This window comes from Proteus terrae, assembly GCF_003144325.1.
GTDB lineage: Bacteria > Pseudomonadota > Gammaproteobacteria > Enterobacterales > Enterobacteriaceae > Proteus > Proteus terrae.
This window is the reverse complement of sequence record NZ_PENS01000002.1, coordinates 202898-219614: the sequence shown is the minus strand read 5'-3', so window position 1 is coordinate 219614 and position 16717 is coordinate 202898. Positions and strand designations below refer to the sequence as shown.

Here is a 16717-nt window from a genome sequence, read left to right as displayed (position 1 = left end):
TAACTGAAAAGCTATACATTTTCCCCGGATACAGAGTAAATATGATTTCCTCTGATGAATGTATCGGTGAGATGAAAACATTCATCCACCACAGCAAAGCTGGCTTGTCGCCCAACTTTGATATAACCCAATTTGTCGCCGATACCGAGATACTCAGCTGGGATCGCACTTGCCATTTGTACTGCTTCCCATTCAGGAACATGTGCTAGTTGCACCATATTTCTTAATGCACTGTCTAAACTACATGTACTCCCAGCCAAAGAGCCATCTGCTGTTTTTGCCTGACCTTGGGAGACGCTAACTGTTTGAGCGCCCAGCGTGTAATCACCGTCAGGTAATCCCCCAGCACGCATGCAATCTGTAATTAAAGCGAGTTGTTGATAACCTTTCATGCGATACGCTAATTGCATCATAACGGAGTGAACATGAATGCCATCTGCAATCAATTCCGCCAATACATTGTGATACAACACGGCACCACAACATCCCGGTTCACGATGATGAAGTCCCGTCATTCCGTTATACAAATGCACGCCACAATCAGCACCATGTAAAAAAGCATCTGATGTTTGTTCATAAGTTGCCGCTGTATGCGCCACACTAGGCTTAATGCCTCGATTGACCAACCAATCAATCGCCTCCATCGAACCTTGTGCTTCCGGCGCAACAGCGACACGCAATAATGTGTCCCCCGCACTTTCAAGCAATGTTTCTAGCTCTGATATCGTTGGTGCTTTTAGATATTTCACAGGATGAGAGCCTCTATGGCGCTCAGTAAAATAAGGCCCTTCTAAAAAGCTCCCAAGTAACTGTGCGCCAGAAGTTTGTGGTTCCGACAAAAACTCACGTACTTGTGATAATGCTTGGCGAATATCATCCATAGGCGCAGTAACAGTTGTACCAACCCATGCAACTACACCTGTTTTCACTAAAGCATCAGCAATAGTTTGTAACCCTTGTTGAGTCGCATCCATTACATCGGCACCTTCACGGCCATGAATATGAATATCCACAAAACCGGGTAATAACGATTTCCCTTTTAGGCGAATAATGGGGCAATCTGTTGGTGCTTGCGTAGTGATTGACTCAATGACATCGCCTTTAACACGGACATAGCAAAGATAACGAATACCTTCTGGTGTAAAAGTTCGATCGGCTAAAATGGCATATTGCTGGCTCATAAACCGTCTTCTTCTTCAACATCATTGCTGTCTATTTGTGCCAATTGCTCACGAATATCTTGAATACTGTCTTGACCTATTTCGCGTAATATTTGCACTAACTCTGATATTGAACATCCTTCTCGTTCGAAAGCTGCATTAACAATCATCGGTAGATTCACACCCGCTAATACTTCAACGGCAGGATTTTGCATCATAATGGCCATTGCACGATTACAAGGGGTTCCACCTGGTAAATCTGTTAGGAATAGATATTGCTGACATGACATTGAGTTGATCGCTTCACGCATTTTTTCTTCAAGTTCATCAGGAGAAATTGACTCAACAAAATCAATAAATGCGATATCTTCCTGCTCGCCAGCAATCGCTTTTACAGCTGATGCCATACCAGAGGCAAAATTAAGATGTCCTGAAACAATAAGACCAATCATGAGTGACTCCTTGCGGGCAGCAGAAGACCCTCCTGCCCGTTTATAGCAAGTTAATAATGTATTTCGATTGACAATAACGACGGCTATAAAGGCTTTCTGTTATAAGAACCCTAATACGTGACCGACAACGCCAAATGCAAGAGTTGAGAAAATCAATACCGGAGGCTTGCCCCAAAAACCGGTGCTTTTCACCATTTTGTACATAAGAAAAACTAAGCACAGAGGTAATAAGTTCGGCATAATTTTGTCAAAGAGCGCAGTTTGTAATTCAACCACCTTTCCTCCCAGCTCCAGCGAGGCGGTGGTTTGCACCTTGATAAAAGTTGCACTCAGCGCACCGATAACAAAAATCCCCATAATATTGGCGGCTTTAGCCAGCTTTTCAGTGGCATCACTCATATTGACCATCGCAGCGGTTCCCGCGCGATAACCCATAAACATCAGCCCGAAATACACTAAAAAGTGCACAATTTGATATAAAAAGAAGAAAACAAAAGGTCCCGCAATCGAACCTTCCATTGCAATAGATGCGCCCAACGCTAATGTCAGTGGCATCAAGGTCATATGGTCGATAGCATCACCGATCCCCCCTGTAGGCCCCATTCCCGCAACTTTCATGACGTTAACAGTCGATGGTTTTTCTTTGTTTTCTTCCATTGCAACGGCTGTACCCAATAAAAAGGTGAACAGCTTAGGACTGGCATTAAAAAATTGCAGATGGTTTTTCAGTGATGTTGCATAGTCACGCTTATTGTTCCCATGAATTTTCTTTAAGGCTGGGATAATCGAGAAGGCAAATCCACCACCTTGCATACGTTCAAAGTTAAAGTTACCTTCCATAAATAAACCGCGGAATGCACACTTCCAAAGGTCGCCTTTAGTGATAACTTTTCTGACAGTGGTATCTTGATATTCGTCAATGCCATCAATCAAAGAACCCGTTTCTGTTTTATCCTGCGTTTTCAATGCGGTGCTATTATCAGATACCATCTTCGAAATCCTCATTCTGCTGACTTGTATTTTTGTTATTACCACTAAAGAAGAAGTAGAGCGCGGCGGCTGATGCACCTAAAATAGCGACCGCCATAATTGGGAGTTTTAGATAGGTTGTCATCACGAAACCAATGAAGAACACACCTGCAACTTCTTTTGACCACATGATTTTCAACAACATTGCGAAACCAATAGCAGGAACCATTTTCGCTCCGATGCCTAAGCCTTCAAGCAACACTTTTGGAGTATTCTCATCAATCCATTGAGCCGCATGTTCACCAAAGTAGACCGTCACAAAGGCGACTAAAGCATAGAGTAATGAACGTACCGTAATTGTGATAATAAGTAGCCGAGAAACTCCGGCAGCATCAGCTCTTTCCGCATATCTATCCGCTTTCCCCATTGTGAAAGCCGTCATAGCAAAGAAACCAATCACGAGCATTTGCATTAACACCGCAATAGGCATACCAATCCCCATAGCAACTTCAGGTGATTGGTTTGTCATTACCGCAAAAGCAACCGCAGCAATCGTACCTAAAGTCACATCAGGTGGCTGAGCGCCTGCGTTAGGAACTAATCCTAACCACGCGAGTTCTAACGTTGCACCTGCAATCAATCCAACCTGCATATCACCCATAATCAGACCAACAACAGGCCCTGTAATGAGTGGTCTGTGAATATTTAATGCAACGTCATACTTATCTATACCGCAAAAAAAGGCCCATAAAGCCACTAAAGAAGCTTCAAAAATCATAAATAATCCTCAAACCTGCTAATGCAGGTTTTTTGTTCAGGAAATTATCAGGCTGATGCGAGCGCTAACACATCAACGGGTGTCTGATCGGGAGTGTTTTGGATTGTGCAAGTGACCCCATTTGCAACGAGGCTTTTAAACGCCTCAATGTCGGCATCATTGACTGACACGGTTTTCGCAATTTGGCGTTTCCCTTCATGAAAATGCATATTGCCAACATTACAGTGAGTAATGGGCACGCCACCTTCCACTAAACGGGCAACATCTTTCGGGTTATTACACAAAACAAAAATTTTCTGACGAGGAGATGCTTTACTAATAACATCAATAGTTTTTTGAATAGAGAAGAAGCGAACAGCGTATTCACCACCTGCTGATGCTTTCATTCCTGCTTGCATAAATGCGGCATTAGGGCCTTCTGCTGCATCATCATTAGCCACTAAAATCAGGTTTGCTTCTGTATGTTTACCCCATGTAATACGGATTTGACCATGGAGTAAACGTTCATCAATGCGGGTCCAGACAATATTCGGTGTGTTCATGATTAGCTCTCTTATTATATTTTATTAATTTAAAGCAGACTGTGTGTCGTCTTTTTTGTGTGAGAACGGATAAATTGTGACGCCTTGTACAACACGGTTGATTTCTCCTGTCGGAGATGGGTTATCAGGCGTATTCCCTAGTGCAATGGAACTGTGAAATGCGAATGATTGCGCCAACATCAAGTAAGGGAACAATAGCGCCACATCAGAACAGTTCTCTAACGCAGGAATATAAACAAAACTCTCTGGTGAGAAAGAGTTATCATTTCGTGCGGTGATCGCGATCACCTTGCCTGATGCATTATCGTGAATAACCTCTCGTAATAAGTCAGTCTCATATTGACGTGTATAAGGATCATTAGAGAAAAACATCACCACTAAAGTTTCTTTATTTACGATAGACTTAGGCCCATGTCGAAAACCTAATGGAGTATCAAAGCTCGCAACCACTTTACCCGCTGTAAGCTCTAACATTTTCAACGCAGCTTCTTGCGCTAAACCTTGCAATCCACCGCTTCCAAGATAAATAACCCGTTTAAACTTACCCGCGTATTTATCTCTAATAATTTGATTTGCTTTATTAAACTGCGCTTTATAGTGACTAAAAAAAGGAGCAATCGAATCACTAAAAACGTTATCACCTAAAAAGATAGTTACCGCAGCCATCATCATGGATGAAAAGCTAGAGGTCATTGCTAAAGAACGGTCATTGGACTCTTCAGGCATCAACAATGCCAATGCACTGCTGTTATTTTGGCAATACTCATAAAGCTTGCCGCTTGCATTACATGTCAGCACCAAGTGATAACATTGTGATAGACATTCAGTCGCAACATCTAATGCAGCCACACTTTCAGGGCTATTTCCGGAACGTGCAAAAGAAATCAATAAAGTAGGAATGTCTTCTGCTAAATATTCTTGTGGATCAGCCACTAAATCGGTTGTTGCAATCGCATCGACACGACGTTTTGTATGACCACTTAAAATAGGAGCCAATGCTTTCCCAGCAAATGCAGACGTACCCGCTCCAGTCAAAATAATTCGCGCATGAGGTACTGCCAGCGCTTCATTTAGAAAGGCTTCAATATCAGCACGTTTTTCTTTTACTGATTGCCATGTTTTCTTCCAACATTCTGGTTGTTGCTCAATTTCTTTTGCAGTCCAAAATGCATTCAGTTGCTCTAATTGAGCGGTCTGATAACTTAAATATTCCATGGTTTCCCTCAATTAATGGACATAGCACGCATCGGCATAAACCGATAACACATCACGAATTTTCGCAATAACAAAAGACTCAGGTGATCCGTCGATCATGCCTTCTCTAAATTGGGTAAATTGATAAGGCAGATATTGGCTTAGTAACGGTAATGGAATAGGTTTAACGGATAAGTTATCCATTAATGTGTCGATGGCGGCATTAATCTCAGCATCCGGCCAGTAATAACGAATGCGATCACTAAAACTATATACTCGAGCAAAGGCTTGTTGACGCTCATCACCATGATAGTACTTTTGCCAAAAGCCCGGTTCACGGCACATCAATTGTTCCATTTTTTCACGTAATTTAGAGCACTGTTCTTGAGGGAATAATGTTTCTTCAATAGAACAAAGTGCGTATAAACCTTCGCGCATTGCAAAAGTTAATGCAGGCCCTACTTTTAAAATAGCAAAGTGATCATGAACTAGCTGTTTATAAGCTTCTTTAGTTTGATAATCCGTAGAGTGTGCTTCGAAAACAAGATGAGAATAATCATTTACCACTTGGCTTAATGCTTGTGCTTCTTCTGATTGATAATCAATGATACCCGTATGATCAAATTCAACGCCGGGTTGCACAACCAGACCAATAACGCGTTCCCAACAATCACCAACGCCCATATTTTGAAAAGCTTGGCGATGGCACTCTAATGTTTTACGTGCAGCATCAGGTGAAGTCACTTCAACAGTATCAAGTTCTTCAGCGGCACCGCCCGGAACGGGAACTTCTGTACCAACAACATAAACAATATCACTTGTGCCAAATGTCTCTTTTGCTGTGTTTTCTGCAATCACAGCAAGGCGTGCTGCACGAGACGCCACAATTTCATCCGTTAAAGGAATAGGATCATCAGCACAAGACATACTGCAATCGAGGTGAATTTTTTTAAAACCCGCGGCAACATAATGTGCAATCAACACATCTGCATTTGCCATCGCTTCTTCAGCGTTAAGATGTTGCCAACGATTAGGCCCTAAATGGTCACCACCAAGAATAAGTTTCTCGATAGGAAAACCCACATTTTCAGCTTGTTCAATGACATATTTGTAGAAGTCAGCGGGAGTCATTCCCGTATAACCACCAAACTGATCAACCTGATTAGAGGTGGCCTCAATTAGCAGAAAGGAATCATTATCCAGCGCTTGTAATAGAGCTGCTTCTATTACTAAAGGGTGGGCAGAACAAACAGAATAAATGCCATTCTGTTTGCCTGATTTGTGTTGCTGAACAATCTTTTCTAAAGGATGCATTAAATACTAACTCCATAATCAACACCGGCGGTGTTGCTAATGGAGTTAGCAAATTACGATGCCTTATCGTCGACGATAATCACTTCGATTTTGTGCTCTTTCAGTTCCTGAATATATTCTTCAGGGATACCTGAATCGGTCACTAATATATCAATATCACCAAATTCTCTGATCATATGACAGCTGCATTTACTGAATTTCGTAGAATCTGCAACCGCAATAATCGTTTCTGAGATATCACACATTAAACGGTTAAGACTAGCTTCCTGTTCATTGTGTGTGGTAATACCAACGCGTAAATCGAATCCGTCAACCCCCAGAAAAACCTTATCAAACCGGTAATTTCTAAGGCTATTTTCAGCTTGTGAGCCTGAAAAAGACAACGCACTTTTTCGCAATACACCACCGGTCATTAATACTTCCACACCTGAGGTATTTGCTAACTCCATTGCGACATCCAGACCGTTAGTCATGACCACTACATTTTCGCGCGACTTTAAATGTGTCGCGATTTCGCGAGTAGTTGTCCCCGAGTCAAGAATGACGGTGTCTCCATCCTTTATCAGCGTTGCGGCAGCTTTCCCGATTAATGTTTTTATGCCCGCGTTTTGCCCACGTTTTTCGTGGATACTCAATTCGGCAATAAATCCTGTATTAGGAATTGCTGCACCATGAGAGCGAACGATATAACCATTTTTCTCAAGAAAACTTAGATCGCTGCGGATAGTGACACTTGAGACTTTAAATAATTCAGCGAGATCTTCGACTCTGGCTTTACCTTGTTGGTTTACCATATCGAGGATTTCCATACGCCTCTCAACTGCCGCTTTCACTTTCGTCTCCTTACGAAACCAAAGGACTTTCTTTCGATTGGTTTCGAATGTAGTTTACTACGCTAATTTTTACCGACAATGCAAAAAAACAAAACTTTTGATCTCTTTCACAAAGTTTCGAATCATCATCGATTGCTTACGATTATTTTCGTGTAGCCTCAATAATAGCCTTGAGGCCATCAGTTTCCAATAAATAAAATGATATAACGCAACACTATACTTATGATTACACCATATATCGCTATGTAAAACACAATAATATAGATTTAATACAGCTATATATCAAAAAATACAGAGTAAAACTTCACTGCATTCATTTATTTTCGAAAAATAAATCAAGATAAATAGCTCAAATAGTCAATAAATCCTGAAATAGTATCAAACCGAAAGTACTAAAATCGAAAACCCACACTCTAATCTTTCGAAAATAACTTTCAATTACTTTCGATGTTTCGTATTTGTGATTTTAATCTCTTTTGTTTTGATAAATTTTACGTAATGTAACAGGATAAAAAAGAAACTCAGGAAATGACTAATGGCATTAAATCAACCTGCTTATTTTCATATGATGGCAAAACCTACAAGCTACCACTGTAATATTAAGTGTGAATACTGCTTTTATCTGGAAAAAGAAAATATTTTTCAAGATGAAGAAAAAGAGGCTGGTCATATAGTCATGCCTGATGGTGTGCTGCGTCGTTATATTAAAGATTATATTCAATCACACGGTGGCGATCAGATTGATTTCTCTTGGCAAGGCGGAGAGCCAACGCTTGCAGGATTGGCTTTCTTTGAAAAAGTTGTCAAATATCAAAAACAATTTGCTAACGGCAAAACGATTACAAATAGTGTACAAACCAATGCAATCGCCATTAATCGCCAGTGGGCGCAATTTTTTGCTGATAATCACTTTCTATTAGGCGTTTCAATTGATGGTATTGAAGCTGTTCACGATAAATATCGTATTTCGGTCAATGGAAGCCCTACTTTTGAACGAGTAAAACGTGCAATTAAGTTACTCAATGAATATGGAGTCGAATTTAACACACTCACTGTTGTTAATGACCAAAACTGGAATAAAGGAAAAGAAACTTATCAAGCTTTAAAAGAATTAGGTTCCACTTTCTTTCAATTTATTCCCATTGTCGAAGTCGATAGACGCTTTCCTCATACTCACGGAGGACATTATGCTCCGGGCCCTAATGCACAATTAGCGCCATTTTCTGTTCCAGCTGAAGGCTATGGGCAATTTATGGCTGAAGTATTTGATGAATGGGTACGGCAAGGCGATATCGGGAAAATATATATCCGCTTATTTGATAGTTTATTAGGCACATGGATGGGTTATCCCGCATCAACTTGTATTCAATCTAAAACCTGTGGTCAGGCATTGATCATTGAAGCCAATGGTGATGTTTACTCTTGTGATCACTATGTTTATCCCGCCAATAATTTGGGCAATATTCATCAAAATAGCCTTGCTCATTTAGCTACATCAAAACAGCAACAGCGCTTTGGTCAAAATAAATATGATAAACAAACTAGCCTTTGCAAACAGTGTGAAGTGCAAAGCTTATGTTATGGCGGTTGCCCTAAACATCGCATTATTGCTATTGAAGGCGAAAAACATCGCCATAACTACCTATGTCGCTCTTATAAAAAAATATTTCACCATACCGCGATAGGCATGCAATTAATGCAACAAGCTATTTCACGCGGAGGTCTTGCTAGTGATGCACTTCCTGCGATGAAAAAAAACTACTTAAAGTAACTCTTTTTATTTTATCTTGTTTATTCTGGAGACAATCCGTGATCTTACCTTCTGTTAAAAAAAGCTTACTCGCGGGGCTGATTGCCACGTCGTGTTTAAGCATCCCAATATCAGCCAATGCAGGTGGTACACCTGAAAAGCCGAATATTTTACTGATAGTGATGGATGATTTAGGTACAGGACAACTTGATTTTGTACTGGATACCTTAGATGTTAATGCATTAGCGCAAAGATCCACACCGCCACGTTATGAAGGCGATATAAATAAAATGGTAGAAGCGGCGCGCATTGCTATGCCCAATGTCAGTGAAATGGCCACAAATGGCGCTAAAATGACCAATGCATTTGTTGCCCATCCTGTTTGTGGCCCTTCCCGAGCGGGTATCTTTACTGGGCGCTCTCCAGCAAGCTTTGGTACTTACAGTAATGACGATGCCATTTTAGGTATTCCCCAAGATATCAAACTATTACCTTCACTTTTCCAAGAAAATGGCTATGCCACCGCCAGTATTGGTAAATGGCATAATGCAAAAGTTATTCGCAAACCGAAAATTAATGAAAGTAAGCAAACACGTGATTATCACGATAACATGATTTCAACGCCAGAAGCAGGTTATGCTCCTCATGAGCGTGGTTTTGATTATGACTTTAGCTATTACGCATCAGGTGTAGCTTTATGGAATTCGCCTGCTTTTTGGCGTAATGGTGTCAATGTCCCAGCTCCGGGCTATACCACGCATCTTTTAACAGATGAAACATTAAAATTTATTGATGAACACAAAGATAAACCTTTCTTTATTAATCTCTCCTACAGTGTTCCTCATATTCCACTAGAACAAGCTTCACCCGCTAAATATATGGAGAAATTTGATACTGGTAATGTTGAAGCAGACAAATACTTCGCAGCCTTAAATGCAGCTGATGAAGGAATTGGTCAAATTATTGCAAAGTTAAAAGAAAACGGTGAGTTAGAAAACACGCTGATCTTTTTCTTATCAGATAATGGCGCAGTTAATGAATCACCAATGCCAATGAATGCGATGGATAGAGGCTTTAAAGGGCAAATGTTTAATGGTGGCGTTAGAGTGCCTTTTATTGCCTATCAACCCGGAACTATTCCTGCTGGCACAAAAAGTGATGAGATGATCTCTGCACTTGATATTTTACCGACTGCGCTGCAAACAGCAGGTATTACTATTCCTGGCAATCTAAATGTTGAAGGGAAAAACATCATGCCTTTACTGAAAGGTGAAACAACAAAATCCCCTCACAACTACCTTTATTGGGCAGGTCCTGGCACTAAACATTACAGCGAAGAAAACCAAGAGTTTTGGCATGGATATCACCAATGGATAACCTATCAACGTAAAACACCGCCTACAAATCCTAATTTAGAAAAACTCTCTAAAGGTGCTTGGGCTGTACGTGACGGTGAATGGGCGCTCTATTTTTATGATGACGGGAAAAATCAGCCTCAACTTTTTAACGATAAAAACGATCCGTCCGAATCTATTGATCTTGCCAAACAAAATCCACAAAAAGTGGTAGAGCTAAAAAATGCGTATTACCAGTGGATCAAAGATAAGCCAAAGCCTGTTCTTTGGGGACAAGATCACTATCAAATATTAGTGGATTCTGCAAAACCTTAATATTCAACCTCCGTTTTGTTTCGCAAGGATGCGTCTTTTTTCTGAGATACGAAAATGGCTATTAAAATTGCATCTTCAGCACGACCCAAACTCCCTTATGAGCACCCAAACGTAGAAATCTACCAACGCTTATTTAAGGAAAATATCATTCGACGATTAGTCAGAAAATCGGCTTATCGTCGCTATGATAAAACAATCACTGACTTTTTTAATGATGAAAATCGGTCGCTTTTCTCTTTATGTGAAATGCTGACACAGTATGTCACACAGGCTTTTCATCATTACCAAGTCTGGGGTTACTCTCATGCTTATTACCCAGGAAGTCCAGGGCAACAAACGGCAAGAACTGATGCTCTTGAAGGTGTTAGCAGAGTACTTCCTCTACTTGCTGCATGGACTGTTAGTAGCAAAAAAAGTATGTTGATGGGATTAAATCAGCAATCTTTCAACTTACCTTCAATGATCAAACAAAGCTTTATTCATGGCACTGATCCACTTCATAAAGGATATTGGGGAAAACTTGAAGATTACGATCAACGAATTTGTGAAGCATCTGATTTAGCACTTACTCTTTGGATAAGCCGTGAATGGGTATGGGATACATTAACACTCGCAACACAACAACAAATTATTGCTTGGTTCGAACAAGTTAATCACTGCAAGATTGTCGATAATAACTGGCATTTCTTCCCTCTTACCGTCCAATTCGTTATTAAAGCACTCACAGGAAAAGACACGATTGCCCATTGGCGCTATGAACGATTAAAAGAGTTTTATGTTGGCGATGGATGGTTTCGTGATGGTGCAAAAGGTAATTATGATTACTACAATGCGTGGGGTTTTTACTATTCGTTGTATTGGTTAGCGCAAATTGATCCTCAATTTGATACGACATTTATTACTCAATCACTTAATACCTTTAATCAGCACTACCTTTATTTTATGACGCCAAAAGGTATTCCTTTTTTTGGTCGTAGTGCCTGCTATCGCCTTGCGGTTTCTGCTCCATTATTAGCAGGTGTCGATTTACACTGTCCTTCAGTGAAAATAGGCGAGGCAAAACGCGCTTTTGAAAGTAGTCTACGTTATTTCATTTCTCAAGGCGCATTAAAAAATGGCGCCCCTACTCAAGGCTTATTTACTCACGATCCTCGTTTGGTTGATAACTACAGTGGTCCTGCTAGTAGTTTTTGGTCATTACGCGCCGTGATTATCGCGCTTTATTGTGCTGATCGTATCAATTTATGGCAAACGCCTTCACTTCCTTTGCCTATCGAAAAAGATAACTTTCGTTTCGAAATTCCATCTATCCAAGCTTTAGTAACTGGAGTGAAAGCAACACAAGAAGTGAGTGTCATTTTTTGTGAAGATTATACGGAAAAACAAACACCGTTAACTCGCCGTTTAGAAAAACAGACCTTAGCACAAAAAGTCGCTGAAACCGTGATAGGACAATCAAGACGACCAAAAAACAACTTATTACGCAAAGGGATCACCAGTTATAGCTCTAAAATGGCCCATTTTTTCTAGTTATCTTTCATTTGCTTTCAGTACGAAGGCAATAAAAATGTGATTTAGATCTTTTACCTTTCTATTACTTTCGTTTATTATAATTCGTAATTAAACGAAAGATGAGAGGCAAACATGTATCTGGTTTCTACTCGTAATATGCTCAATAAAGCACAGCGTGAAAATTATGCTGTGCCTGCTTTTAATATTCATAACTTGGAAACTATTCAAGTTGTGATGGAAACGGCTGCTGAAATGGCATCACCTGTTATCTTAGCTGGTACACCAAGCACCTTTGCTTATGCAGGTAGTGATTATTTGATCTCTATTTGTCAGCAAGCCGCAGAACAATATCGTATCCCTGTTGCCCTACATTTAGATCACCATGAAGATATTCCTGATATCTGTCATAAAGTTATTTCAGGTGTGCGATCCGCTATGATCGATGCCTCTCATTTTCATTTCGAAGAAAATATTCGCATCGTCAAAGAAGTTGTCAATTTCTGCCATCATTGGGATTGCACTGTAGAAGCTGAATTAGGTCGTCTTGGAGGACAGGAAGATGATCTTATCGTTGATACAAAAGATGCCTTATTCACCGATCCTGATTCAGCGGTACAATTTATCAAAGCAACAGGAATTGACTCATTAGCCGTTGCAATCGGTACAGCACATGGCATGTACAAACATGAACCTCATCTCGACTTTGCTCGCTTAGAAATTATTCGTCAAAAAACAGACATCCCTTTAGTGCTTCATGGTGCGTCCGGTATTCCTGATGCAGATGTGCGCCGTTGTATTGACTTGGGTATTTGCAAAGTTAACGTCGCAACTGAACTGAAAATAGCTTTCTCTAACGCAATCAAGCAGTACTTCTTGGATAACCCTGATGCAAGTGATCCTCGTCATTACCTTGTACCGGGTAAAGCCGCAATGAAAGCAGTGGTTGCAGATAAAATTCGTGTCTGTAAAAGTGATGGGAAACTGTGAAAACAAATAGAGCTGTCGCCATTATTGGCGAATGTATGATAGAGCTTAGTGGTCAACCTTTTTTACCACAACAACAGCGCTTTGGTGGTGATACGCTAAATACAGCGCTGTACTTAGCGCGACTTATCCCTACATTACATCCGTACTATATGACAGGTTTAGGCACTGATACTTACAGTGCCTTAATGCAAAAAGCATGGGAAGAAGAGGGAATTAACTGCCAATCTGTTATTACTATTCCCGAAAAAATCCCCGGCCTATATGCCATTGAAATTGATGTTTATGGTGAGCGTAGCTTCCACTATTGGCGTAATGATGCTGCAGCACGTTATATTGCAACTGATGTCCGCTTTGTAGCACATCTTAATGCACTTCCTGATAATAGTGTGATTTATCTCAGCGGAATTTCTCTTGCTATTTTAACGCCGGAAGGAAAAGAGTCTCTACTCGCGCAATTAATCCACCTTAAACAGCGTGGGATTACTTTAATTGTGGATTCAAATTATCGACCTCGCTTATGGGATTCAATACCTCATGCACAAGAGTGGTTTGAAAAATTGTACAGACTTAGCGATATCGCTTTAGTTACGGGTGATGATGAGCAAATGCTTTGGCAACAACCCGTTTTGACAGAACAAGATATTGCACAACGCCTTCATCAATGGGGTAATCAAAACGTGATTGTCAAACTCGGTGCTCATGGCGCTTTCTGGTCCGATGGCATAGATACCGGCTATATCTCTCCCAAACCGATTGATCTTGTTGTTGATACTACCGCTGCAGGCGACTCGTTTAATGCTGGCTTTATTGCTGCTTGGCTACAAAATCACAGCTTACCAACTTGCTGTTTATGGGGAAATACATTAGCCGGGCTCGTTATTCAACATCATGGCGCCATCATCCCTCATAAAGTCACCGATTCATTCTATACATTAATCAAGGATAACTATGACACAGTCAATTGTTGATACACTTTCCTCACTGAAAGTGATCCCCGTGATCCAAATTAATCGCGCTGAAGATGCAATCTGGCTGGGTGAAATTCTAACCCAAAATCAGTTACCTGTTGCCGAAATCACCTTTCGTACACCTGCGGCAGTTAAAGCGATTAAGCTAATGCATGAGCATTTTCCTGAGCTTATTTTATGCGCAGGAACAGTATTAACAGCACAACAAGCAGATATGGCAAAAGAAGCCGGAGCAAGCTTTGTCATTTCGCCAGGTTATAACCCAAGTACAGTTGATTATTGTCTAAATAATGGCATCGACATTGTGCCGGGAATTAACAGTCCAAGCCAAATAGAAGTTGCTCTTGAAAGAGGCTTAACCTTAGTTAAATTCTTTCCAGCAGAAGCCTCTGGCGGTATAAAAATATTAAAAGCACTTGCGGCACCTTACGCACAAATGCAATTTATGCCAACGGGTGGAATTAGTTTAAATAACGTGAGTGATTACCTTGCTATTCCACAAGTTGTTGCTTGCGGAGGAAGCTGGATTGCCACAGCTGATACGATTGATAAACAAGATAAAGAAACCATTGTTAATCATATTCAGAGTATCCACTCATTACTAAAAACAGATAAAGGATAAATAAAATGAAACAGGTTGCCGTTTTATTAGCTGATGGATTTGAAGAAGGTGAAGCTGTTGTTTTTATTGATATCATGCGCCGTCTTGATATTCATGTTGATGTGCTTTCTTGCATGGATACCTTGGTATTAAATACTTATTTTGAAACTAAAATCAGTGCTGATTTTCTATTAACTGAAAAAATGACACACAGCTATGACGCAATAATGATGCCGGGTGGCCCTAAAGGCACCGATCGTTTATGCGCTAACGAGCATGTTATTCAATTTATTAAACGTCATATTGCCGAAGATAAATATATTTGTGCGTTATGCTCTTCTGGAGCAAAAGTATTAGCAGCACATCATCTTCTTGAAGGTCGTAATTACAGCACAGGCGATAAATTGGCAGATAAATATGACGATGGCAATTATCTTGATCAAGATGTTGTTGTAGATGGTAAATTTATCAGTGCAAAAGGATTAGGCGTAAGTTTTGAATTTGCCTTTACCGTAGCTCGCCATTTATTAAGCGACAATACAGAAAAAGTAGACTGGCAAGCTAATCATATTTATTTTAAACACTGGCCATTAGACTACCTAAAATAGCTAAATTAATTATTAACGATATAAAGGGGATTAACTCCCCTTTTTTATACCTATCAAAGCCATTGTCTATAACACTATAAACACTAATCTAGTCATTAATTATTCTCTGCTTCTTTCTCTCTATGCATACATAAAAAAAACTGTACGTTAATTCATCAAAAAAAGATTATTAACACTTATTTTGTTTCAATTTATGGCAGAAAATACTGTCATAAGGAGATTGATAAATTATTTTTAATTTTATAAATCAGAAATAAAAAATTAAATGAATAATTTTAATTTATGTTTATAAAAATAGTTATTTATTATAAAAAACAGATAAAACAGTAACAATTCGAGGTCAATATATTTTAATAATAATACAAGTAAAAACTTTTTATTTTGGTTGTTTATACTTAATAAAATAAGCACTAATCACTATAAAATAATAAGTGTAAAATATTACGCTTATTTTAATTCACTTTCTTCATTTCTATTTCTTTATTTCCTTTTTTTATTATCCGCACACAAATAAAGTAACATGAGTTATTATACCTAATTGTTATTAATAAGGTGTATTGCTATGTACATATACTAACTAAGATAACTAAAACGACTCAATATAGGAATATACCATCGAAAATTCAAATAAAATACAATATAAAAATCATATTCTGATATTTATATAGAATATATCTCTAATAATTCTTAACACTCTTTCTTTCTATTTCATTTTAATTTTAGAGATACTTCTTAAAAACATTAAGATAAATTGATTTATTTAATTTTATTGAATATAAAAAGAATACCTTAAGATAAATTTCTTGGTAGTGAAATTACTTAATATTCCCACTCTCAAGAGATCCTTTATTCGTTTAATATAAGGATTTTATTATGTCAGATAGTTTTCAAAATGAAGTTCCTAAAGCGCGGGTAAATATAAAACTCGACTTACATACAGGTGGTGCACAGAAAAAAGTTGAGCTGCCTTTAAAACTATTGGCCATTGGTGATTACAGCAACGGAAAGGATAAACGCGTTCTTTCAGAAAGGGAAAAGGTCAACATTAATAAAAATAACTTCAACAGCGTTCTTACTGAATTTTCCCCTTCCGTCAACCTTACTGTAAAAAACACATTAGCTAATGATGGTAGTGAGGAAAGTATCAATCTGTCATTTAAAGAGATGACAGACTTTGAACCAGAACAAGTTGCTCGCCAAATACCGCAACTTCGCGCCATGTTAGCAATGCGTAATCTCTTACGTGATTTGAAATCTAACCTCCTTGATAACATCACTTTTCGCCGTGAACTCGAAAATATCCTTAAAGATCCTGCATTAAGTGATGAATTACGCGAAGAGTTATCTCAACTCGCACCGAAAAAAGACTAATTGGGTTT

At 39.3% G+C, this 16717-nt stretch carries 16 protein-coding genes; 8 read left to right on the top strand and 8 right to left on the bottom strand.

Annotated elements, in window-relative coordinates:
• Window positions 1-11: 11 nt before the first annotated feature.
• The 8 genes from nagA to agaR all read right to left on the bottom strand — a co-directional run bounded on the left by nagA (window position 12) and on the right by agaR (window position 7242).
• Entirely contained in the window at window positions 12-1181 is a 1170-nt protein-coding gene (gene nagA / locus DK857_RS02970; RefSeq protein ID WP_109401513.1) for an N-acetylglucosamine-6-phosphate deacetylase, read from the bottom strand.
• Window positions 1178-1612 (bottom strand): PTS galactosamine/N-acetylgalactosamine transporter subunit IIA, encoded by a 435-nt coding sequence (agaF, locus tag DK857_RS02965; RefSeq protein ID WP_109392820.1) that lies wholly within the window; start codon window positions 1610-1612, stop codon window positions 1178-1180. Before agaF ends, nagA begins: the two co-directional genes overlap by 4 nt.
• A 99-nt stretch (window positions 1613-1711) precedes the next feature.
• Window positions 1712-2602: a PTS system mannose/fructose/sorbose family transporter subunit IID gene (locus tag DK857_RS02960; RefSeq protein WP_072063421.1), complete on the bottom strand. Its 891-nt coding sequence runs from the start codon at window positions 2600-2602 to the stop codon at window positions 1712-1714.
• On the bottom strand, window positions 2592-3359 hold the full coding sequence (gene agaW, locus DK857_RS02955) for a PTS N-acetylgalactosamine transporter subunit IIC (protein ID WP_098942137.1): 768 nt from the start codon (window positions 3357-3359) through the stop codon (window positions 2592-2594). The genes DK857_RS02960 and agaW overlap by 11 nt, the downstream gene beginning before the upstream one ends.
• A gap of 47 nt (window positions 3360-3406) precedes the next feature.
• Window positions 3407-3901, bottom strand: coding sequence for a PTS N-acetylgalactosamine transporter subunit IIB (gene agaV / locus DK857_RS02950; RefSeq protein WP_023581440.1), 495 nt, complete (start codon window positions 3899-3901; stop codon window positions 3407-3409).
• Between the two features lie 24 nt (window positions 3902-3925).
• A complete protein-coding gene (locus tag DK857_RS02945) occupies window positions 3926-5116 on the bottom strand; it encodes an SIS domain-containing protein (protein WP_109392819.1) in 1191 nt (396 codons plus the stop codon).
• Between the two features lie 12 nt (window positions 5117-5128).
• Window positions 5129-6409, bottom strand: coding sequence for a tagatose-bisphosphate aldolase subunit KbaZ (kbaZ, locus tag DK857_RS02940; RefSeq protein WP_109392818.1), 1281 nt, complete (start codon window positions 6407-6409; stop codon window positions 5129-5131).
• Window positions 6410-6462: 53 nt separating this feature from the next.
• A complete protein-coding gene (agaR, locus tag DK857_RS02935) occupies window positions 6463-7242 on the bottom strand; it encodes a transcriptional repressor AgaR (RefSeq protein ID WP_109401512.1) in 780 nt (259 codons plus the stop codon).
• Between the two features lie 535 nt (window positions 7243-7777).
• On the opposite strand from agaR, the gene DK857_RS02930 reads away from it, so the two are divergent.
• From DK857_RS02930 to tssB, 8 genes are all read left to right on the top strand, one after another.
• A complete protein-coding gene (locus tag DK857_RS02930; protein ID WP_109401511.1) occupies window positions 7778-9013 on the top strand; it encodes an anaerobic sulfatase maturase in 1236 nt (411 codons plus the stop codon).
• 38 nt (window positions 9014-9051) lie between these two features.
• Window positions 9052-10662, top strand: a complete 1611-nt coding sequence (locus tag DK857_RS02925) for a sulfatase family protein (RefSeq protein ID WP_109392816.1) — start codon at window positions 9052-9054, stop codon at window positions 10660-10662.
• A gap of 54 nt (window positions 10663-10716) precedes the next feature.
• Complete coding sequence (locus DK857_RS02920) at window positions 10717-12192, top strand: DUF2264 domain-containing protein (RefSeq protein ID WP_109401510.1); 1476 nt, start codon at window positions 10717-10719, stop codon at window positions 12190-12192.
• Between the two features lie 114 nt (window positions 12193-12306).
• Window positions 12307-13161 carry a tagatose bisphosphate family class II aldolase gene (locus tag DK857_RS02915; RefSeq protein ID WP_109401509.1) on the top strand — a complete coding sequence of 285 codons (855 nt, stop codon included), beginning with the start codon at window positions 12307-12309 and terminating at the stop codon, window positions 13159-13161.
• Window positions 13158-14129 (top strand): sugar kinase, encoded by a 972-nt coding sequence (locus DK857_RS02910; protein ID WP_109401508.1) that lies wholly within the window; start codon window positions 13158-13160, stop codon window positions 14127-14129. The genes DK857_RS02915 and DK857_RS02910 overlap by 4 nt, the downstream gene beginning before the upstream one ends.
• Window positions 14110-14751, top strand: a complete 642-nt coding sequence (locus DK857_RS02905; protein WP_109401507.1) for a bifunctional 4-hydroxy-2-oxoglutarate aldolase/2-dehydro-3-deoxy-phosphogluconate aldolase — start codon at window positions 14110-14112, stop codon at window positions 14749-14751. Before DK857_RS02910 ends, DK857_RS02905 begins: the two co-directional genes overlap by 20 nt.
• Window positions 14752-14756: 5 nt before the next feature.
• Complete coding sequence (locus tag DK857_RS02900; RefSeq protein WP_109392812.1) at window positions 14757-15338, top strand: DJ-1/PfpI family protein; 582 nt, start codon at window positions 14757-14759, stop codon at window positions 15336-15338.
• An 873-nt stretch (window positions 15339-16211) separates the two neighbouring features.
• Complete coding sequence (gene tssB, locus DK857_RS02895) at window positions 16212-16709, top strand: type VI secretion system contractile sheath small subunit (RefSeq protein ID WP_088494861.1); 498 nt, start codon at window positions 16212-16214, stop codon at window positions 16707-16709.
• The last annotated feature ends 8 nt before the right edge of the window (window positions 16710-16717 follow it).